This window comes from uncultured Methanobrevibacter sp. (assembly GCF_902771435.1).
Lineage (GTDB): Archaea > Methanobacteriota > Methanobacteria > Methanobacteriales > Methanobacteriaceae > Methanocatella.
The window spans coordinates 1-18,069 of sequence record NZ_CACXXB010000040.1; the positions used below are offsets into that span (position 1 = coordinate 1).

General features: G+C 36.2%; 22 protein-coding genes and 1 pseudogene. 14 read left to right on the plus strand and 9 right to left on the minus strand.

Features of this window, described 5'->3' with window-relative positions; genetic code table 11:
- On the minus strand, positions 1 to 236 hold a 236-nt coding region (locus QZU83_RS09020; protein WP_295611577.1), incomplete at its 3' end, for a 2-C-methyl-D-erythritol 4-phosphate cytidylyltransferase.
- 153 nt (positions 237 to 389) lie between these two features.
- Between QZU83_RS09020 and QZU83_RS09025 the strand changes: the two genes are divergently transcribed.
- Both QZU83_RS09025 and QZU83_RS09030 read left to right on the plus strand, forming a co-directional pair.
- Positions 390 to 1,070, plus strand: coding sequence for a zinc ribbon domain-containing protein (locus QZU83_RS09025; protein WP_295611580.1), 681 nt, complete (start codon positions 390 to 392; stop codon positions 1,068 to 1,070).
- A 69-nt stretch (positions 1,071 to 1,139) separates the two neighbouring features.
- On the plus strand, positions 1,140 to 2,129 hold the full coding sequence (locus tag QZU83_RS09030; RefSeq protein WP_295611581.1) for a glycosyltransferase family 2 protein: 990 nt from the start codon (positions 1,140 to 1,142) through the stop codon (positions 2,127 to 2,129).
- Here the strand turns inward: QZU83_RS09030 and QZU83_RS09035 are convergent.
- Positions 2,081 to 2,959: a hypothetical protein gene (locus QZU83_RS09035; protein WP_295611584.1), complete on the minus strand. Its 879-nt coding sequence runs from the start codon at positions 2,957 to 2,959 to the stop codon at positions 2,081 to 2,083. The two genes, QZU83_RS09030 and QZU83_RS09035, sit on opposite strands and share 49 nt — an antisense overlap.
- A gap of 127 nt (positions 2,960 to 3,086) precedes the next feature.
- Here QZU83_RS09035 and QZU83_RS09040 point away from each other — a divergent pair, with 127 nt between their 5' ends.
- The 4 genes from QZU83_RS09040 to QZU83_RS09055 are packed head-to-tail and all read left to right on the plus strand — an operon-like array spanning position 3,087 to position 5,896.
- On the plus strand, positions 3,087 to 3,542 hold the full coding sequence (locus QZU83_RS09040; protein WP_295611586.1) for a flavodoxin: 456 nt from the start codon (positions 3,087 to 3,089) through the stop codon (positions 3,540 to 3,542).
- 6 nt (positions 3,543 to 3,548) lie between these two features.
- The gene (locus tag QZU83_RS09045; RefSeq protein WP_295611589.1) at positions 3,549 to 4,013 is read left to right on the plus strand and encodes a MarR family winged helix-turn-helix transcriptional regulator; all 465 of its coding nucleotides are present in this window, start codon (positions 3,549 to 3,551) and stop codon (positions 4,011 to 4,013) included.
- 2 nt (positions 4,014 to 4,015) lie between these two features.
- Positions 4,016 to 5,404, plus strand: a complete 1,389-nt coding sequence (locus tag QZU83_RS09050; protein ID WP_295611590.1) for an MATE family efflux transporter — start codon at positions 4,016 to 4,018, stop codon at positions 5,402 to 5,404.
- A gap of 48 nt (positions 5,405 to 5,452) precedes the next feature.
- Positions 5,453 to 5,896 carry a hypothetical protein gene (locus QZU83_RS09055; protein WP_295611593.1) on the plus strand — a complete coding sequence of 148 codons (444 nt, stop codon included), beginning with the start codon at positions 5,453 to 5,455 and terminating at the stop codon, positions 5,894 to 5,896.
- Here QZU83_RS09055 and QZU83_RS09060 read toward each other — a convergent pair.
- The 3 genes from QZU83_RS09060 to QZU83_RS09070 form a co-directional block, all read right to left on the minus strand.
- Positions 5,881 to 6,921 (minus strand): tRNA-dihydrouridine synthase, encoded by a 1,041-nt coding sequence (locus QZU83_RS09060; RefSeq protein WP_295611595.1) that lies wholly within the window; start codon positions 6,919 to 6,921, stop codon positions 5,881 to 5,883. The genes QZU83_RS09055 and QZU83_RS09060 overlap by 16 nt on opposite strands.
- Positions 6,922 to 7,005: 84 nt before the next feature.
- Positions 7,006 to 8,067, minus strand: coding sequence for a hypothetical protein (locus tag QZU83_RS09065; RefSeq protein ID WP_295611598.1), 1,062 nt, complete (start codon positions 8,065 to 8,067; stop codon positions 7,006 to 7,008).
- Positions 8,068 to 8,167: 100 nt separating this feature from the next.
- Positions 8,168 to 9,505, minus strand: a complete 1,338-nt coding sequence (locus QZU83_RS09070; protein WP_295611600.1) for an NCS2 family permease — start codon at positions 9,503 to 9,505, stop codon at positions 8,168 to 8,170.
- A 346-nt stretch (positions 9,506 to 9,851) separates the two neighbouring features.
- On the opposite strand from QZU83_RS09070, the pseudogene QZU83_RS09075 reads away from it, so the two are divergent.
- Positions 9,852 to 10,225, plus strand: a pseudogene (locus QZU83_RS09075) (manganese efflux pump).
- Between the two features lie 41 nt (positions 10,226 to 10,266).
- Here the strand turns inward: QZU83_RS09075 and QZU83_RS09080 are convergent.
- Positions 10,267 to 11,337, minus strand: coding sequence for a hypothetical protein (locus QZU83_RS09080; protein ID WP_295611603.1), 1,071 nt, complete (start codon positions 11,335 to 11,337; stop codon positions 10,267 to 10,269).
- Between the two features lie 212 nt (positions 11,338 to 11,549).
- Here QZU83_RS09080 and QZU83_RS09085 point away from each other — a divergent pair, with 212 nt between their 5' ends.
- Positions 11,550 to 11,969, plus strand: a complete 420-nt coding sequence (locus QZU83_RS09085; RefSeq protein WP_295611605.1) for a C-GCAxxG-C-C family protein — start codon at positions 11,550 to 11,552, stop codon at positions 11,967 to 11,969.
- 763 nt (positions 11,970 to 12,732) lie between these two features.
- Here the strand turns inward: QZU83_RS09085 and QZU83_RS09090 are convergent.
- Positions 12,733 to 13,659 carry a hypothetical protein gene (locus QZU83_RS09090; RefSeq protein ID WP_295611608.1) on the minus strand — a complete coding sequence of 309 codons (927 nt, stop codon included), beginning with the start codon at positions 13,657 to 13,659 and terminating at the stop codon, positions 12,733 to 12,735.
- 74 nt (positions 13,660 to 13,733) lie between these two features.
- Positions 13,734 to 14,816 carry a tyrosine-type recombinase/integrase gene (locus QZU83_RS09095; protein ID WP_366925384.1) on the minus strand — a complete coding sequence of 361 codons (1,083 nt, stop codon included), beginning with the start codon at positions 14,814 to 14,816 and terminating at the stop codon, positions 13,734 to 13,736.
- Between the two features lie 553 nt (positions 14,817 to 15,369).
- Between QZU83_RS09095 and cas2 the strand changes: the two genes are divergently transcribed.
- The 6 genes from cas2 (at position 15,370) to QZU83_RS09125 (ending at position 17,792) form a co-directional block, all read left to right on the plus strand.
- A complete protein-coding gene (gene cas2, locus QZU83_RS09100) occupies positions 15,370 to 15,645 on the plus strand; it encodes a CRISPR-associated endonuclease Cas2 (protein WP_295611613.1) in 276 nt (91 codons plus the stop codon).
- On the plus strand, positions 15,646 to 16,641 hold the full coding sequence (gene cas1 / locus QZU83_RS09105; RefSeq protein ID WP_295611616.1) for a CRISPR-associated endonuclease Cas1: 996 nt from the start codon (positions 15,646 to 15,648) through the stop codon (positions 16,639 to 16,641).
- A 207-nt stretch (positions 16,642 to 16,848) separates the two neighbouring features.
- On the plus strand, positions 16,849 to 17,016 hold the full coding sequence (locus tag QZU83_RS09110; protein WP_295611619.1) for a hypothetical protein: 168 nt from the start codon (positions 16,849 to 16,851) through the stop codon (positions 17,014 to 17,016).
- Positions 17,010 to 17,192, plus strand: coding sequence for a hypothetical protein (locus tag QZU83_RS09115; protein ID WP_295611622.1), 183 nt, complete (start codon positions 17,010 to 17,012; stop codon positions 17,190 to 17,192). Before QZU83_RS09110 ends, QZU83_RS09115 begins: the two co-directional genes overlap by 7 nt.
- A gap of 13 nt (positions 17,193 to 17,205) precedes the next feature.
- Positions 17,206 to 17,508, plus strand: a complete 303-nt coding sequence (locus tag QZU83_RS09120) for a hypothetical protein (RefSeq protein WP_295611624.1) — start codon at positions 17,206 to 17,208, stop codon at positions 17,506 to 17,508.
- A 26-nt stretch (positions 17,509 to 17,534) separates the two neighbouring features.
- The gene (locus QZU83_RS09125; RefSeq protein ID WP_295611626.1) at positions 17,535 to 17,792 is read left to right on the plus strand and encodes a hypothetical protein; all 258 of its coding nucleotides are present in this window, start codon (positions 17,535 to 17,537) and stop codon (positions 17,790 to 17,792) included.
- 85 nt (positions 17,793 to 17,877) lie between these two features.
- On the opposite strand, the gene QZU83_RS09130 is transcribed toward QZU83_RS09125, so the two are convergent.
- The coding region (locus tag QZU83_RS09130; RefSeq protein WP_295611627.1) for a hypothetical protein at positions 17,878 to 18,069 on the minus strand (192 nt) is incomplete at its 5' end.

The window sequence follows — 18,069 nt, forward strand, 5'->3', positions numbered from 1 at the left end:
CCGCCTTCAATCAATACCAGACGGTCCTCATCGGGGAAGAACTTTTCAAGAATGTTTCTGGTTTCATACATATATTCCCTCGGGGAGGATATGACTATCTTTCTGAATTCCTTAATCGGTACAAACTTGTCTATACAATAGGCAAGGAACGGTTTCTTTTTTATTTGGAAAAACTGCTTTGGAATGTTGAGTCCGGTCCTTCGGCCTATTCCTCCGGCCAGTAAAATTGCATACATGATATTAACTCCTTTTTTAATTTAAAATTATATTAGATATATATCTGTTTTTCATAGTTAAAGTATTTGAATCAAATAAGGAAATTTTAACAATATTTATTAAAGATTGTGACTATAATAGTATTATCTAAAACATTTTTTAGGTGTTGACAAATGAAATGTTCTAACTGTGATGCTGAAAATTCGGATACTGCAAAGTTTTGTAAAAAGTGCGGTTCACCCCTTACGGCAAAAACTATGGATCATGAAACTGTTATTAATTCGATTAGTGGTAAAAGCGCCCAATCCGACAACAACAATACCAAGATAATCATAATAGCTTTGGCTATTGTGGCTGTGGTGTTGGCAGGTGCATTCATATACCTTTACGCCTCAGGAAACTCAGGGGCAAGTGACAGCGCAAGCACCAGCAATTCGGCCGGACAGGATTCCGCGCAAGCGGATAATACTCCACAGGAACAACCTGAAAAAACTGCAACACAGTCTTCTTCATCTTCCAAACCCGCATCATCGTCGATGAGAATCAGGGGAGGAAGCTTTTCAACAGGCAGTGCTGAAGAGGACAAGACATATGCACAGATTTATGTAGGTACAGAATATTCAGGAACAGATGTAATCGTGCAGATATTCTATTCCAGAGACGGCAATTCATTGAATCATGGTAATATGGTTCCTGCCAGCGTCCATTCAGACGGTTATCTCTACATTACAAGTGCAGATGCATATCACTACTATCCGGATTATGCAACAATCAAGTTATATGATTCAGGCAGTAATCTTATAGATACTCAAAGCGTTTCACTCTCACCAACCAGTGGAACACAAACATTTTAATCATTTAACTTTATTTTTTTTTCTTTTTTTTAAAACATTTAAATTCAATGAAAATCTTACTTTTAACTGATGACAAAAATATCCGTAATCATGCCGGTTTTCAACGAAGAGAGATATATCAGAAAAGCCATTGAAAGCGTGCTGGAACAGTCCCTGTCTGATTTTGAACTGATAGTTGTAAATGACGGGTCAACCGACGATACCCTGAAAATTATTGACTCATTTGATGATGAAAGAATCAGACTCATCAGCCAATCAAACCGGGGCCCCGGAGCATCAAGAAACGCCGCCCTTGAAGTCGCTCAGGGAGAGTATATAATGTTTCTTGACGGCGATGACTTCTACTGTCCGGACGCATTGAAAATAGCTTACGGTGAAATCACATCAAAAGACACCGACATTTCCATCTTTCAGATAATCAAATATCATGATGGCGAATACAGCCAGAACAGCTGGTTTAATCTTGACAATTTCCCTGACGAGTTTGAAAATCGCATATTCAATCCCCATGAGTGCGGTGATTTTCTCTTTGACATATCGGTAAGCACCGCCCAGAAGATATTCAGAAGGCAGTTTCTCCGCGATATCATGGCGAAGTTTCCCGAAGGCATCTATTTTGAGGACATGCCTTTCTTTTTCTATACATTCCTCAAAGCCAAAAGGGTTTCAATAATAAAAAAACATCTCTATGTCAGGCGCAAGCATGAGGGATCAATAACGGAGTCCGTGGACAGCAAGTTTCTCGATACCGTACCTGCAGGTCAAAAATTAATGGACATATTTATAAAAAATGAATGGTATGATATGTATAAGTTTGATTTGCTTGCCTTTAAAATCAATGGTCCTCGATATGCTTTAATGGGCATTGAAGGAAAATACAAAGAGGAGCTGTTCATGTTAATTAAAAGGGACTACGAAGAAATTAAATCAGGTCCTTATTATCATGACTATCTTGAAAATCTCGGACCCGTCAAAAGGAAGTTTTTATGTGACGTCCTGAGGGCCAATGACTATGAAGAGTTCAGGACCCTGAACCAGACAAAGTCATCTCCAGCATAAAAGCTGACTAAGACTGATGTCAATGTAATTAGAACAAAGATAGCGAAAACGTCAAACGGCATGAACATCAAAAACACCACAAAAAGCACAATTTCAGATATGGTGAATATGATTCTTGTATTTCTTATGGCAGAATAGCTGAGAATGCCGAGAATGACCGGAGTGATTATGATTGCCAGTATATAGAGGATTGACATTACAAGTGAAACCATACCATAAATAGGCATGGCAAAGACGATCATATAGAGATACATCTCAATAACTGTCAGGAAAAATCCCTGAACGCCGCCGCAGATTGCCTGAGCAAGGGTATGCTTTTTTAAAAGAACCCTGGACCATATAACAATAGGATATATCACCCCAAAGGCAGCTCCGATAGGTCCCAAAAGCAGTATAAGTGCAGCTATAGGTCCGCTTATTCCTGTTGTGTGGACGCTGATTTTCCATTTGAAGGTAATCAGAAGAACAACACCCGTGTTTACGGCATAACATAAAAGAAGCAGTGTCAGGAAATTGTCCGCATTTAAAATTAGTGATACCAGAACGCCGATGAAATATGAAACGATTCCGACAACAAGGGGAACGAACCTGTCCTCACGGTTGGAAATGTCCCTGTCGGTGTTGATTCTTTTTGCCCACAGAAGGATAATTGCCATCGGAAGAAGTGATGTGAATACCAGTGAAATCAGTTCCAATGTAATGAATTTGGAAAAGCTGAAAGCACCGTTTTCAAATGACAGCACCATACATATTATTAAAAACAGAGGTATTGTAATGATTGGAGGCTGTGTCAGTGTTGAGATTGTTTCTGCTATCTTACGTTTTTCCATATACCTATTTATCAACTTTTAAATTAATAAGCATTTTCGGAAATTTTAATTGTTGACAATGCAATAGTTGATAATGCAATAGTTGTCAATGCAACATTTATATATAATGAAGTCATAATAATATGTTATGAAATCATTAGTCGTATATTATTCACGAACAGATATTACAAAAAAACTTGCAGAGGCAATAGCAAGAAAAACTGACGCTGATATAGAAGAAATCATACCAAAAGTAAACTACAATGGAAAAATAGGTTATGCCAGAGGAGGAAAGGACGCAATATCCTCAAAAGTCATAGATTTGGAAAGCCAGAAATACAACCCTGAGGACTATGACGTGGTCTATCTAGGATGTCCTGTATGGGCATCAAGGCCTGCAACACCACTATACTCATACATCAGGAAAAACGAAGGCAAATTCCAGAACGTGAAATTCTTCCTCACCGCAGGATCATCCGGATTTGAAGGGGCATTCAAACATATGGAGGAGGCATCAGTCAAACCTCAAAAAACACTGTCACTGACTACCAAGGAAGTCAAAAAGGACATGTTTGAAGACAGGTTGAACGACTTTACAGCCTAAGATAAAATGTCCTTTGAAGAGCTAAACAGAACCGATGCCAAGGAGATTCCCGTCGGAAACCTGCTTTACATGATAGGCAAGGGATACTCAATGTATGTCAATCACAACATTGCGGAATTGGGCATCAATACAACACAGCTGCACCTTCTGTTTGAAATATCACACCAATGTGACATAAATCAGGAAAACATTGCAAAAAGATGCAGCATCAACAAGGGAGCCGTAGCAAGATCAATCAAAAAGCTGGAAGATAACGGATTGGTCATAAGGCAAATAGATGAAAACAACAGAAGGCAGAATAAACTGGCACTGACCGATGAGGGAAAAGAGGTTCTTGAAAAATCTACTAAAGTGCTTGACAACTGGGAAGACTCAGTGATTTTGGATGACGGATATATAAAAAAGGAATTGCTTCAGAAGGTATTGAAGGAAATAGCTATAAAAACTATGAAATTGAATCAGGAGGATTGAAAATGGCTAAAAAAAGCAAAAATATTGAAATGATTACAGGTGATCCTAAAAAGGCAATTATAAAATTGGCCCTTCCTATGATGCTTTCAATGCTGCTCATCATGCTCTACAACCTTGCAGACAGTATCTGGGTTGCAGGATTAGGTGCAGACGCACTTGCGGCAATAGGATTCATCACACCTTTATTTATGGTATTAATCGGACTTGGAAACGGTATCGGTGCCGGTGCAAACTCACTCATTGCAAGAAATATCGGTGCAAAGAACTACGAACAGGCAAACAACTCAGCACTGCACGGTATCATCTTGTCAATTGTCGTGTCAGTAATATTTACAATAATAATCGAAGCATTCATGGTGCCTATTCTTCAGTTTATGGGTGCAGGTGAAACAATAGGCTATGCAATGGACTACAGTTACATCATTTTCGGATTCCTGTTCATATTCGTATATTCCGGTGTTGCATCTGCAATATTCAGGTCCGAAGGAGATATGAGACGCGCTACAATAGCTATAGCAGTAACAGCAATTATGAATATTGTTCTCGACCCTATATTTATCTACACACTGAATCTTGGAATTGCGGGAGCTGCATGGGCAACCGTAATATCTGCAACACTTTCATGTCTTGTAATGAGCTACTGGATATGGGGTAAAAAGGACCTGTACCTTGACTTGTCTCCTAAAAACTTCAGCTACTCATCAAGAATCATGATTGACACACTGCAGGTTGCAATTCCATCAACACTGGAAAACATTGTGTTTTCAGCATTGGCAATTATCATTAACAGTATGCTTGTACTTGCGGCAGGAACAACAGCAGTGGCTGTATATACCGCTTCAATGAGGATTGTCCAGTTATGTATGATTCCTCTCATAGGTCTTGGTACTGCAGTACTGACCGTAGCAGGTGTGGCATATGGTGCGCACAACTACAAGAATCTCCAGACTGCACATTCATATTCAATCAAAGTAGGATTTGCAATATCAATAGCTCTTGGAGCGATAATGTATATATTCGCACCGCAGATAGCTACAATATTTGCATATACCTCAGCAAGTTCCGCTTTGGCACCGCAGATTGCATCAGCGCTGTCAGTTCTTACACTCTTCGTGCTTGCAATCCCGCACGGTATGATGTCATCAATGATGTTTCAGGGTGTCGGAAAGGGAACTTACTCCCTTATAATTACACTTGCAAGGTCACTGATTTTGGAAAGTGTATTTGCATATCTGTTCTGTTTCATTTTCGGATGGGGCGTACAGGGAATCTATGCCGGTGTTGTATTCGGATGTTTTGTTGGAGGAACACTGGGTTACATCTGGGCAAAATTCTTCATCAGGAAATTCAAGCAGATTTCAATCAGAAAATACGTACCGCAAGAAGAATAATCCCATAGAGGGATTATTTTTTATACTTTTTTTTATAAATTAATAATCATGGAATTCATCCTAAACAACAAAAAATATTCTATTGACAACCATGAGCTTTTTATCAATTATCTGATGGTTGACAACTATTTCAGACACAGATATTCGAAATACGAATATGATATCCGCTTTGATTTTGTAGATCCTATCTTAAAAAAGGAAAAGGTGGAATTCAGCGATATTCATGAAGGCGCTGAAGTGCTTGGGGAGCTTATAGAAAAACAGGAAATTAATTTTACTCCACAGGGCCTTAGAATCGACCAGCATAGAAACGGCAACTTCAGGATATCATATCAGGATCTGGAATTTTCAAACGTTAATGTGGGAGAGGTAATCCCACTTCTAATAGCTTTAAGCTCACTTCTCTCATACAAGCCAATCGTCACATTAACCCAAATCGAAGAGGAGCTTAACAACTTTTTAAAACAGTTCAGAAACTATTCAGAGGAATAGTCAACATTCCATTCTGCTTCAGGGAAAATGAAACATGTTGATGTCTTTTTCCAGTAGCAGTTATTGCAGGCTTTGCATTTGACCTCGCCGTTACCTTCAATCTGCCAGTCAACAAGAAAGCTTGAATCACAGACAAACGGCCTTTGCATGGAAATGAAATCGACCTTTGTCTTGTTTAAAACATTGTTAATCTGTTTCTGGTTTGTTATTCCCCCGCCCATGATGACCGGAATGTCCACTTCATCGATGATTTTGTTGCAGGCATTTGCCAGTATGCTTTTTGAGTAGTTTTCACGTGAAAAATACTGTGGTGAGCGTGGCCTTGTAATCTGAAGGGAATCGACGCCGTGCTGTTCAAGCAGTTTAGCTATTTCTACAGTCTCTTCAATTGTCATTCCTCCCTTCTGTATGTCGAATGCATTCAAACGGCAGTTTATGTGGAGGTTTGTGTTGGCCTTGATTACTTTTATGATTTCAAGAACTATCCTTAGGCGGTTGAATGTGCTGCCTCCATACTTGTCTTCACGTTTGTTGAAGTATGGGCTTATGAATCTGGTTAAAAAGTAGTAGTTACCCAAAGCTATCTGAATTCCGTCAAAGCCGGCATAATCGAATTTCTGAGCCGCTATTATAAAGTCAGTCTGTATTTTTCTAATGTCTTCAATTGTGATATCCTCTATTTTAACGTTATGTTCTGCCCTTTTGTTGAACTTCACGAAACCCAACTGTGCAAAAATCGGAACGTCATATACATGAACAAGGTCTGTCAGGTCACGGGCTTCACGAACGAATCTGGTGTAGTTTACGGTATTTGAATATTTGCTGAATGCATCCCTCGGATAAAGGGAAAAGAGTTCTGTTATTATTAATCCGACACCGCTTGCCGCAATGTTTTCATATCTGTTATATATTTCAGGCGTAAGATTTCCGGAAGGTTCTCTTTGGGATTCCCATAGTCCGGTTCTTACGATACGGCTGTTAAGTTCAAATTCTCCAAATGAACAGTTATCAAACAAATCTTTCATAGTAATAATTAGATTAAAAATAGTATAAAAAAGTTATTAAAAAAAATAAAAATAGGGGGAAATATATTTCCCTTAAAATTGCACTTAGATTATAACTACCAGACTGACGAGCAATGATAACAACAAGGCAAAAAGGCCATATTCACTGTTATTTGCTGCAGGAACGGCAGTTTCATTGTTTATCTTATTGACTTTGCTGGTGTTTTGTGTATCTGTATTAGCCACTGAATCCTTCAGATTGCCCAAATCAATACTTTTCAATACTGAATTGTGATTATTACTGGAAGAATCTTCAATGGCAGTATTTTCACCTGCAATTGCATTTGATGAGACTTCTTGAGATGCTTTGTCATTATCTTCTGAATCTGGAATGCTTTCGTCGGAGGAATCTTTTGCTGTGGTTTTTTCTGTTTGATCATTTGATGCGGCAAATGCACATCCTATTGCTTTTCCTGTTTTATATGCGAGTATATGATAGTGATATATTACTCCGTCTTCTGTAAAGTTTCCTTCTTCAGTCCAGTTGTCATTCCAATCGAGATCGTCATACCAGTATTCATCATCTTCAAAATCGATGAAATCATCATCCCAATCTTCATCATCCCAATCTTCATCATCGAGATAATCGTCATCTGAATCTTCGTCCCAGTCTTCATCATCCCAATCTTCATCATCGAGATATTCATCGTCTGAGTCATCATCCCAATCTTCATCATCCCAATCTTCATCATCGAGATAATCGTCATCTGAGTCTTCGTCCCAGTCTTCATCATCCCAATCTTCATCATCGAGATAATCGTCATCTGAGTCTTCGTCCCAGTCTTCGTCATCGAGATAATCATCGTCCGAATCGTCATCATCGAGATATTCGTCATCTGAGTCTTCGTCCCAGTCTTCGTCATCGAGATATTCATCGTCCGAATCGTCATCTATGTCTTCGTCATCCATATAATCGTCATCATCAATATCCGAATCGTCATCAACCATCAAATCTTCCAAATCGGAATCATCGATGTCAAGACTATCGTCAACTGATGCGTCATTTACATATGAACCGTCGAAGTCATTTGATGCAAAACTGACACCAACACAAGTTAATAGAAGTGCAAGCAGAATAAAAAATGCGAATATTCTATTTTTATTCATATTTTTCACCTCAGTTTAAATTGTATTCATATACAATTGACATGAAAATATTTGAAAAACATGATATATAAAGATATAGGGTAAATAGAGGAATAATACCCTATAATTTGAAGAAAAGATAAAATAAAAACACGACAAACATTACCCATACAAGCGGGCTCAATTCATCATATTTACCCTCTGCAACAGTGGTGATTGTGTAGGTAATGAAACCGAAAGCAATACCAAGGGAAATTGAATTTGACATTAACATCATGATAATGGTTATAAAGACAGATGCAACGGTTGAAAGGCTGTCCCAATTGATATCCCTAATCTGAACAAACATTAGAATACCTACAGTAACCATTGCTGCTGTAGTAACGGATGATGTGAAGAGGGATAAAATTGCTGGTGAGAGAAATACTGAAATAATAAAAAGAATTCCGGTAACAATGGCTGTAATTCCTGTTCTTCCACCAAGACCTATGCCTGTTGCACTTTCAACATATGCTGTTACGGTACTTGATCCGAATATTGCTCCGATGATGCCTCCAATTGCATCACTGATAAATGCCCTGTTGATTCCTCTTGTGCTTCCATCCTCGTTAACGTATCCGCATTCTTTTGCAAGGGGAATCAGAGTACCGGTTGTATCAAAGAATGTAACGAAAAGCATTGAAAATAAAATAAGAATCAATGACGGAATGTTTTTGAACAGCTCTCCAAATCCGGAGATGAATCCTCCAAATACGCTGAAGTCGAGATTGAATGAAATCCATGTTTTTGGAATTGCCGGCAGGGCAGTATCGGGGGTTGTAAATCCTATTAAAGTGAAGATAATGCCTATAATTGCAGTTACAATCAAACCGAAAAATACTGCGGCAGGGACTTTCTGTACATATAATCCCAATGTGATTATGATGCCTATTGTTGCAAGCAGTACCGGTGGTGAAGCCATGTTTCCCAATGAAACGACGGTTGACGGATCTGACACTACAATTCCTCCATTTACAAGACCTAAAAATGCCAAAAAGAAACCTATTCCTGAACCTATTGCCAGTTTCAAATCATCTGGAATTGCATTTAGAATGGCTTCCCTCAATCCTATTACAGTAATCAGCAGAAAAATTATGCTTGATAGGAATACCGCGCCAAGAGCTGCATTCCATGACAGTCCCATACTGAGCACAATGGTATATGTAAATAATGCGTTCAGACCCATACCAGGAGCAAGACCGACAGGATAATTGGATATGAGCCCCATTAAAATACATGCAATACCCGATGCAAGAGCAGTTGCAATAAACACACCTTCAAGAGACATGCCCGTTTGGGACAGCATTCCTGGGTTTACTCCTAAAATGTAGGACATTGCAAGGAATGTTGTTATGCCCGCAACGATTTCAGTTTTAAAGTCCGTTTTGTTTTCATCCAACTTAAAAAAATTGTTTAACATAATGCACCTCATTTCCCCATATATAATATTAATTTAATATTTAAGAAGTTATAAATTATTCTATTATAATCTATTTTAAGCATCGTTCATTCGTTATAATTTAATTTGAATGAAATATCTATCAAATAATCAATAATATGGTGAATATTGTCAATTCAAATAGATTTAAATAAATGATTATATAAAAAATTAGTTAATGTTTAGTTTCATATCTACACTTTTGGTTGCCGTCGCACTTGCGATGGACGCATTCAGCGTTTCAATGACAAAAGGTTTCACCCAAAAGGATTTGACAAATTCGCAGATATTGTATTACGCTCTGTTTTTCGGAGGATTTCAGGCATTCATGCCGATAATAGGATATTTCTGCGGAAACGTGATAGCATCCGTTGTAACATCACTTGCCCCGATTATAGGTTTTATTCTTCTTGTTGCAATCGGTGCAAACATGATTCGCGAAAGCCTGGGAAGCGACGGAGAGGAAGTGAACGACTATTTTTCATTCAGGGAAGTTACACTGCTTGCAATTGCATTACAATTGCCCTTTTAAATGATCCCATACTTATCTCAGCTGCAATAATCGGAATTGTTGCCTTTGCATTCACCGTAGCAGGAATCCATATAGGCAAAAAGATAGGAAATTATGTTGGAGACAAGTTTGAGATAGTCGGTGGTGTCATCCTTATTCTGATAGGAATTAAAATTTTACTGGGTTTTTAAAAAAAATAGTTTAAAACTGGCATAAAAGCCAGCTATTAAATTTAACGTTTGAAACGTCTGTTGTTTTGGTTCTGTCTGTAAAGACTTTGTTGTCCTCTGCGCCTTCTGCCACGTCTCATCTTTTTGACGAATTGGTAAGAACCGAAAACAATAACTGCAATAACAACGGCAGTTACCGTATAGAATATTATTGTTGACAGCTTATATCCGATAGATGTTGTATCGGTATAGTTATTGTCAAATGACATGTTTCCTAGTTTCTTGTATGTAGGAGCTATCGGAATATCCTCACCGTTAACCGTAGTTCCGTTGAATATGACATTGTCATACATGTCCCGGCAGGCCATTGCATGTGTTGAACCGTCATCGTTTGAAATGTACATGTTGGTTATGTTTGCCTCATTGGTCACGTCAAAGTCAAAGGTTGTGACGTCCCTTCTTGTGAGTCCAAAACCGTCAGTGATTGCCAGTTCGTTCATTGTCTTTATTTTGTCGGAAGAGGAGTTGAATGTGATATTTCCTGACCTGAAGTAGGTATATCTGTTAGGCATTGAGATATATTCGCCAGGTTTGAGTTTTCCGGTGAAATGCCCCTTGTCTGTTGCAAGGCCATAGTCTCCGGTAGGAGTCTTGATTACGACATGTCCGATTTTATAAGGCTTTTTGATTTCCTCTATTTTGGCAAGGCCGTCTTCTGTGATGGCATTGTGCTTTTCAATCATCTCCCCTGTGATATTTTCAATCAGTTGGTTGTCGGGACCGTCATCAGTTCCGCCGTAACCGATCATCCATCCGTCACTGGTAATGATGACCTGACAGAAATAGCCTCCTGTTTTCTTATACTGTTTTATTGCATCCTTTCCATGCCATTTTACCTTTTCAATGTATATGTCGTCAGCACTTTTTGCATCCCTTCTGAATGCCATCATCGCATTTGCACCGTCTTCCTGAAGGAATACTGAACAGCATCCTGTCATGTCCTCAACATCATTGTCCTGTAAAATAGATTGTATGTCATGTACGACAAATTCGTTTTCACCTGCACTTACTGCAATAAGGGATGAAAACAATATAACAATAGCCAAAATAAAAATCTTATGTCTTAAACTCATATAACCCTCTTTTAATATTTTATAGATATAAATTACTATATTATAATATTATTTGTAAATACTATTTATACTATTCTAAAATTAAAATAACTTTATAATATTTCTTGTTTAAAATTGTTAATGATTGAACTGAAATATTTCATCAAAACATATAGTTCAACTTCTTAATTTTTCAATTCCATTTATATATTATCATGAAAATATTATATAATATGAAATATGTTGAAGAGGCTGTTAACCTATTTGAAAACGGATATGTGTGTTCACAGGCAGTTTTTGCTGCCTTCAGCGAAGAGTTTGGCCTTCCAAAAGAACAGGCGTTGAAAATTGGGGCATGTTTTGGAAGCGGAATGCGTAAGGCTGAAGTATGCGGAGCCTGCACCGGTGCCCTGATGGCATTCGGGCTCAAGTATGGTGACGACAAGGCCAAAAGCAATGAGGCCTGTGTAACATTTTTGGACAGGTTTGCAGAAATTAACGGATCATACATTTGCCGTGACCTTCTTGAATGTGACATTTCAACTAAAGAGGGTGTCGAGTATGCAGTTGAACATAATCTCTTTAAGGAATTATGTCCGAAGATGGTAGAATCTGCTGCTGAAATTGCAAAAGACATGATTTTTGACGAATGAATTTTACATTAACGATAGAAATTTGTCGAAAATAGTCTGTTTAGTTAAGCCCATATATATGTAGCAGTTAATGTAGGTCAGTTTTGAAAATGCCAGACGTTAATGTTAATGTTGGAAATTAAAAAATTTAAAAAATTTCATAAAAATTAATAAATTTTATAATTTTTTTGGATTCTTCGAGCTTTATTGACATGATGGAAATGGTGTTGAAATCAGATAATCATAAAACAGTCAATGGTTGCTTATTAAATATAGGCAAGTAAGTATTCTCTTCAATATTGTCTATAAATAATGCAAAAGCGTTATTTTTAGTAAAATTCTTGTTAGTGTAATATTACACTAGTCGGAAAAGTATTTCCGTATATTATCCCACTTTATATACTAATAGGTAAATATATAATAGTAGGTAAAGTAGGTATTTAACTATAATATCTATTATAACTATTAATAGATATTTACAGATACTGGTAGTAATAGTAATAATATATATTTACTATATTTCCATACTTCTGTAAATATGGATTATATATTTATATCTTATTTCTGTAAATACAGAAAACTGTAATGTACATATTTTACCACTAATACTCAAGTAATATTAAGAAAATGTCATAAATCACTAGCTCCATATATATCAAGCTATTGAAATATAGTATTTTCTTCAAATTTTGCTGTTTTTTAATAAATTTCATGAATTTTTTTAATTTTCAGCGCTGAATTTTAAAATTAATAAATCTTATAATTCACTAAACTGCAGAAGATATTATCTTCCCAAAAATAATTGATGGAACAGTTTATCAATTGTCATGTTTTTGTCTTTGAAAGTCACTGAACCAATCTTTTTGTAATCGGGAGCCAATGGAATCTCGGTTGCATTAACAAAAGTGCCATTGACATATATATTATCAATATAGATGGAATTGTTCACTCCTACAAGACCGCCATCCTCATTTGAAACGTAAATGTCTGTAGTATTGTTAGTTTTACCTGTATGGATGTCATAGGTAATGATTTCACGTCTGTCAAGACCATACAAGTCAGATCTGGACAGATTATTGATTGCACCAATCTTATCCTTAACATCCAGAGATATGTTATCACCTCTGGAGTACTGAAAATCATTTGGAATGGAAATGAACTGTCCTGGAGAGAGTTTTGAGACTTTAAGGCTATCTACTGTTGCATATCCATAATTTCCATTAGGTGCCTTGATTACCACATGGCCCTTTCCATATGGTTCCTTAAGCTTTTTAATCTTTGTCAAATCGGCCTTGGAGATTGTATTGTTGTCATTAATCATATTGGCAGTTATATTTTCGGCTATCTGGTTATCGATACCGTCATCTGTCCCGCCAAGTCCAATAACCCAACCGTCACTGGTTATGATAACATGGCAAAAATAGTTATTTTCTGTTTTGTATTGCTTAATGGCGTCATGTCCATGCCAGTTTACATTTTCTATGCGCACATTGGCATCCAAATTGGAATCCCGCCTGTAAGACATTATAGAATCAGTGTCATTCAGCTGCAGAACTATAGAACAGCATCCAATCATGTCAGATTCATTGTTGCGGGGGATGATAACATGCAAATCATCACTATTATCACTAACAGATGATGGGCAAGCCCCCAACAATAAAATGAAAAATGAAAAAGCCATCAATATAAAAATTTTTCCCTTAAAACTCATAAAAACACATAACAAATTATATAATATAATATTAGATTTCTATGATATTTAAAGTAATTCCATTATTATACTGATTAAGCGGCAAATCTCTGTGAATTGAGCTTTAATTTCTGTTTCATTTGCTCACGGTCAATGTGGATATACTTGTCTGTTGTCTGAGAGTTTGAATGGCCCGCAATGGACTGGACCTCAGCAACTGTAAGTATTTCGGCATAATGGGACAGTGCAGTGTGTCTCAATATGTGAACGCTGACGTTTTTGCTGTAGTTTACAGGACAGTCTATACCTTCACTTTCTATTCTCCTGTCACATTCACGTGCATGTTTTTTCACGATATCCTGAACCCCACGCTTTCCTATTCTTTTGCCTTTGATGTTAGTGAAAAGTTCTTCACGTGTAGCTTCAATGGCAGCCTTGTTTCTTTGAATAACGGGTCTATAGACATCATGAGTGTTTTTTCTGAGTTTTGTGATACGATCCATCATCATATCATTAAGGCTTACCAGAGTATCGAATGTAATAAATGTTGTTCTGTCCTTCAATTCCCCTTTTGTAGTTTCTGCTCTTAGATTAACATCAATAAACTCACTTGTGTCATTAGGAAGGATATAGAAGCCGTTTTCATCCTGAGGTACCTGAATATCATCCTTGTTTAATAAAACCAGTTCCTTCAGCCTCATGCCGGAATCAATGAATGTTCTGCAAATCGCATAATCTCTTGCATTTCCGCTTTGATGGATTGTATCTAAAAAGAAATCGCTTTGCTGCCATGTCAGAGATATCTTCTCTATTCTTTTCTTGGCTGTTTCAGGGTCTTCTGCCTTAACTTCTATGATATCCTTCATTTTGATAGGATCATGCTGGATTTCTTCCTGAACGTCTTCTGAGTTGATGAATTCCAGAATGTTCATCATATATGTTTTGACAGTGGTCCTTTTGTTACCACGTTGTTTTAAGCAGTGGCGACGGTATTTTCTAAGTTGCTTTTTAACATTGTCACTGTTTAATTCTTCAATGCCTTCTGTTTCCAAATATTCTATGAATTTGGATATGTTGAATGTTTGTTTGCGGATTGTTTCTTCAGTTAAGTTTTTTACCTCTTGTTTTTCCTCTAAGTATTCATCTAGGTAGTCTGTTAGCTCATCAACCTCAATCATAAGCTTTTCCATCTCCTAAAATTTTATACCTAACCCTTGTTATACTATTAATTTTTTTAGTATATAAAGACTTCGTATCTTTTCTTTTTTGACGTATATTATTACATAAAATATACGTTTTCTTTATATATAAAATTTGACTAATTTGGGAGTTTCAGGAGAAATGTTGAAAGTTGACTAACACATATACATCAAGCGGTTTCAAAATGGTGATTTCTTCAAATTTTGATTTTGTAATAAAAAATTAGGTAAAAAGTATTAATTTGATTTTTTGAAAATTCAAAAATGAAAATTTCAGAACAACATCTGAAACTAAAAAAATATATTTTAACATATCAAACAGTTTAATTGCATCTTCATGCCATTGGTCCTTTTCGATAATTAATGCAATGATATGTGATGCATCTACAAAAATCAAAATATCATAATTTTAATCCTTTTGATCCTCTCTTTTTAATTTCAACACTAAATTGTTTTCGATGAAACATATTATGTAAAGTTTTCTATTTTAGGAAAATGAACATTAACATCTCTGGCAAATATAAATTAATTCATGTACACTATAGTAAGTTTTGATTGCAAATTCAAAGGCAATCGGGAAAATATTGAAAGAACACTTCAGCGTTATGGACTTAGGAAACTTCAACCATTATTATATGCAGGAGATTTGGAAAATGGTGAACGTGAAACATTGACAGAAAACATTTCAAAAATAGTCAAACAAACCGACAGTGTCCTAATAGTTCCAATCTGTCAGAGCTGCTTTACAAAAAAGGAGAAATGCGGCCGTGAAATCAAATTCGATAATGATTTGTACAGGGTGTATTAAATGAAGTTAGTGATAGACGGATATGGCAAATCCATCCACAAAAAAGATAATCAGATTGCCATACATGAAAAAGATCAAATAATCGATTCAATTAAAGCAAATGAAATAACTGACATTACCATTGTTGGAAAAGGCTATGTAACCTTTGATGCACTGAATCTGATGGCCGAAAAGAACATTAAACTGATAGCAATCAATCCATGGGGGCATCTCACATACACATTGGAATCTCCTCACTGGCGAAACGTGAAACTTAAAAAAGAGCAGTATAGGTTAAGTGAAAACAGAAGAGGTCTTGAAATATCAAGGGAACTCATAATGTCAAAGATGAAAAACCAGAAGGCCACACTGACAACATTAAACAAGAATAGACGGCTAAAAAGAGTCTATGACAACAGGCTAAAAATTGAAGAAATCATAAGTCAATTGAATCAACTGTCCCTAAATGGAGACAATGAGTCAGTGCGGATGAAGATAATGGGTCTTGATGGAAAGGCATCAAATGAGTACTGGAAAGGAGTTAAGAATTTTGTTTCAAAGGAAATAGGTTTTGAATCAAGAACCAAAAGGCCAACAGACCTGCTAAATTCGATGCTTAACTATGGATATGCTATACTTGCAAGCGAGATAACCAAAAGCATACTTGTAAATGGGTTGAATCCATACTGCGGACTGCTTCACTTTGACATGGACAATAGGACAAGCCTGACTTTTGACCTGATAGAGCCATTCAGGCAGCAGATAGTGGACAAGACAGTCATCAGCCTAATCAACAGAAAGCAGGTCGCCCTTGATGACATGGACAAAAGAAACAACACGATTAAATTGGAAGCTAGAAAATTAATCGTTGAAAAGATTCTCTCAAAAGTATTTTCAACAGTTACATATGGTGATGAAACGCTAAGCTATTCAGATTTGATTGTAAAGCAAAGCGAGAACCTGGTGAATTCACTGTTGTATGGTGAAAAATTCAAGGGATTCTACCTGAGGTGGTGAGGAAACCTAAGGGATTTTTTGCCTAAAAAATGATGTCCTCAAAATTATTGAAAAATAACATTAGAATAATGATAATTTTCATTGATTTTGAGGAAACCTCATCCATAATTAAGTGTAAATAATTATGTCCTCACAAAGTTTTTTAAAGAGGAGATATAAACCTTTTAAATAGATATTTAAAGAAAAATTAAGTAGTGTTTAAAGTGAATGTTTTCTAAGCAAATATTCAAAACGATTCAACAATATTCAGAGCCTGCGATACTTTTAGTGGTCTTCTTAGACCAGGAGACATATCTTCATTTGAAGGATATGGGTCATGTTCTTTCCAAGAAAGATCCGCAAAAGGATTTCATGATGATGGGAGGTATATGTTGAAAATATTGGCTCCCGAAGGACAAAAAGGTATTGCTATGAATGCTAAAAATGATGGTGTGAGACTCACAGCTACTTCTAATACTCATGAACACGAATTTTTACTTCCTAAAAATCAAAAATTCATAGTTTTAGAAGTAGATTATTTCCATCATGAGGCAACAATTTTATTGATATGAGGAGAAAATTTATATGGAAATTACGGATGATAGATTCAAAGTATATGATGCTGTTAATTTTGCTGCAATAGAAGCTAAAAGTAAAGAATTAGAAAAATATCCTGGGGAAATTCCATGGATATGCTATTCTGTAAGAAGAGGATTGTATTATGATCATGCTATGTTTCTTGATGAAATTGGTTTGATGGATGATGATTTAGCTTGGAAATTTAGTAAACGTAGAAAAAAAAGTTATACTCCTGATGAAGAAGTAGACGAGTTACGTATATGGATTAAAGACAATCCTGAATTTAAAGATTTTCTTATTGAAGAATGATTCATAAAAAAAGGAGATGAGAGAATATGTTAACACGTGTTGGTGATGATGAATTAGATATTATGGAATTACCAAATGGTATGACTATAAAAATGGATTTTGCAACAAGTGAAACTGGAACATGGAGTTGGAGGGGTAGAATTAGTGGGAAATATAGGCGCATTAGATTATATGATGAAAAAGATAATCTGCTTAGTGAGCTTATAGAGCATAATCCATTGTATAGGCCTTCACGTCCTGGCGATTTGGTTATCTTAGATGAAGATCCTAACATTATTCATTGAGTGTGTATTTATACACATCACTACTATTTTTTACTATATTTTTTTAATGGTCAGTTATTAAATAACATTTTTACTCTTAAATTTCCTATTTATCACAGGTTGCGCCTTCTGTTGTTTCTTCATTTTTTAATTCCTGTCTTAGTTTAAAGTGAATGTTTTCTAAGCAAATATTCAAAACAAAATAATTAAACACTTTTTTTTCTAATCCCCATACTTTCAAATAAATTTCGTTTATATTTTTCCCAAGCTTTATCTTTATCTTCTTGAGAAACATTAG

Bases quoted from the DNA above. Each gene is read 5' to 3' on its own strand.
- QZU83_RS09080 (WP_295611603.1), bottom strand. From the start codon at position 11,337: ATGAGTTTAAGACATAAGATTTTTATTTTGGCTATTGTTATATTGTTT.
- cas1 (WP_295611616.1), top strand. From the start codon at position 15,646: ATGAAGTTAGTGATAGACGGATATGGCAAATCCATCCACAAAAAAGAT.
- QZU83_RS09085 (WP_295611605.1), top strand. From the start codon at position 11,550: ATGAAATATGTTGAAGAGGCTGTTAACCTATTTGAAAACGGATATGTG.
- QZU83_RS09120 (WP_295611624.1), top strand. From the start codon at position 17,206: ATGGAAATTACGGATGATAGATTCAAAGTATATGATGCTGTTAATTTT.
- QZU83_RS09125 (WP_295611626.1), top strand. From the start codon at position 17,535: ATGTTAACACGTGTTGGTGATGATGAATTAGATATTATGGAATTACCA.
- QZU83_RS09070 (WP_295611600.1), bottom strand. From the start codon at position 9,505: ATGTTAAACAATTTTTTTAAGTTGGATGAAAACAAAACGGACTTTAAA.
- QZU83_RS09115 (WP_295611622.1), top strand. From the start codon at position 17,010: ATGTTGAAAATATTGGCTCCCGAAGGACAAAAAGGTATTGCTATGAAT.
- QZU83_RS09050 (WP_295611590.1), top strand. From the start codon at position 4,016: ATGGCTAAAAAAAGCAAAAATATTGAAATGATTACAGGTGATCCTAAA.
- QZU83_RS09055 (WP_295611593.1), top strand. From the start codon at position 5,453: ATGGAATTCATCCTAAACAACAAAAAATATTCTATTGACAACCATGAG.
- QZU83_RS09045 (WP_295611589.1), top strand. From the start codon at position 3,549: ATGTCCTTTGAAGAGCTAAACAGAACCGATGCCAAGGAGATTCCCGTC.
- QZU83_RS09035 (WP_295611584.1), bottom strand. From the start codon at position 2,959: ATGGAAAAACGTAAGATAGCAGAAACAATCTCAACACTGACACAGCCT.
- QZU83_RS09030 (WP_295611581.1), top strand. From the start codon at position 1,140: ATGACAAAAATATCCGTAATCATGCCGGTTTTCAACGAAGAGAGATAT.
- cas2 (WP_295611613.1), top strand. From the start codon at position 15,370: ATGTACACTATAGTAAGTTTTGATTGCAAATTCAAAGGCAATCGGGAA.
- QZU83_RS09065 (WP_295611598.1), bottom strand. From the start codon at position 8,067: ATGAATAAAAATAGAATATTCGCATTTTTTATTCTGCTTGCACTTCTA.
- QZU83_RS09095 (WP_366925384.1), bottom strand. From the start codon at position 14,816: ATGATTGAGGTTGATGAGCTAACAGACTACCTAGATGAATACTTAGAG.
- QZU83_RS09060 (WP_295611595.1), bottom strand. From the start codon at position 6,921: ATGAAAGATTTGTTTGATAACTGTTCATTTGGAGAATTTGAACTTAAC.
- QZU83_RS09040 (WP_295611586.1), top strand. From the start codon at position 3,087: ATGAAATCATTAGTCGTATATTATTCACGAACAGATATTACAAAAAAA.
- QZU83_RS09090 (WP_295611608.1), bottom strand. From the start codon at position 13,659: ATGAGTTTTAAGGGAAAAATTTTTATATTGATGGCTTTTTCATTTTTC.
- QZU83_RS09110 (WP_295611619.1), top strand. From the start codon at position 16,849: ATGTTTTCTAAGCAAATATTCAAAACGATTCAACAATATTCAGAGCCT.
- QZU83_RS09025 (WP_295611580.1), top strand. From the start codon at position 390: ATGAAATGTTCTAACTGTGATGCTGAAAATTCGGATACTGCAAAGTTT.